Origin of the sequence: Mesorhizobium sp. M1C.F.Ca.ET.210.01.1.1, from assembly GCF_004791585.1 — a bacterium.
Lineage (GTDB): Bacteria > Pseudomonadota > Alphaproteobacteria > Rhizobiales > Rhizobiaceae > Mesorhizobium.
Genome location: NZ_SRUU01000088.1, coordinates 1 through 1,245, shown reverse-complemented (window position 1 = coordinate 1,245; position 1,245 = coordinate 1). Strand labels below are relative to the sequence as shown.

The following is a 1,245-nucleotide window of genomic DNA, read 5'->3' as shown; positions in this document are numbered from 1 at the left end:
GGGGAGGGAACGAGGCCGTCGTCAGCCCCCATCTTCTTCGGCGTGACTGTCATTTGCCGCCTGCCCAAGTCTTAGGTCGCCGTTTGTTCCAAGGTCTGGCTTCTTCCAGATCTCGTGCGATACGGACCAGTGTGCCCTCATCCCCAAAGCGACCGACAATCTGAATCCCGATTGGGAGGCCGCTGGCGCTTTGTGCCAACGGCAAGGATACGGCAGGCTGACCAGAGACATTAAATACGCCTGTGTACTGGATGTGCGCAGCATCCGCTGCCTTGAATTCCTCCGCCGACAGCGTCGGGTTGATCGTACTGTTCAAGCCGCCGTGCGGTAGGGCTACCATTGGCATTGTGGGGGTTAGCAGGATGTCAAAGGCATGAATCGCCTCACCCACCCGGCGCCGCATTCTCCGGTAGCCCTCTTCTGCGTCCCCTGGACGCCGCTGCGAATTCCGGCCGTATTCATAAAGTTTGAGGTTGATGGGCTCTAAGGTGTCAGCGTTGATCGGGCGTCCCAAGGTCCGCGCCGTCTCTTCAAGTGAAGTCGCGAAAAAAAATGTTTTGGCGAGGTTACTCCGCAAGTACTCGATCGGCTCATATGGCGGCTCGATGTCGGTGACGTTGTGGCCCATTTCCTCGAGAAGGGCGGCCGTCGATTCGACGGCGTTCAGGACTTCCGGCTCACAATCCACCTCGCCCCACTTGGTCCTTGCCACTCCCACTCTCAGGGTGCCGGTAGGCTGTGAAAGCTCCTCCACATAGGAGCGGTTCGGCCGGACAATGATAAATGGATCGCCAGGATAGGGATCCGAAAAGGCATCGAGCGCGCCGGCCATATCACGCACGGTTCGACATAAAACAAACTCGCGCGATAGGCCAAATGATGCGTCCTGGTTGCATGGGCCGCCGGAAACACGTCCGCGAGACGGACTTAGCCCGACGAGTCCGCACCAAGCAGCTGGGATGCGTATCGACCCGCCGCCATCGTTGCCGTGGGCGATAGGCGTGATACCTACGGCCACCGCCGCGGCTGCTCCGGCAGACGAGCCCCCTGTAGAGCGTTCAAGGTTCCAGGGATTGTGGGTGATGCCATTGATCATACTTTCACCCATTATAGACATCCCAAGCTCCGGTGTGGCCGTTCTTCCTATAGTTCGGAGCCCGCTCTTCCGAGCGCTTTGAAAAAAATAGCTGTCAATTTCAGCGCGACAGCCTTGGAACAGACGGCTTCCTTGTTCCTGAAGGCGGC

The 1,245-nt window shown here is 58.6% G+C and carries 1 protein-coding gene; it reads right to left on the bottom strand.

Annotated elements, in window-relative coordinates; all coding sequences use genetic code 11:
* Positions 1-49: 49 nt before the first annotated feature.
* Positions 50-1,219 carry an amidase gene (locus tag EN853_RS33030; RefSeq protein WP_281062029.1) on the bottom strand — a complete coding sequence of 390 codons (1,170 nt, stop codon included), beginning with the start codon at positions 1,217-1,219 and terminating at the stop codon, positions 50-52.
* Positions 1,220-1,245 lie beyond the last annotated feature (26 nt).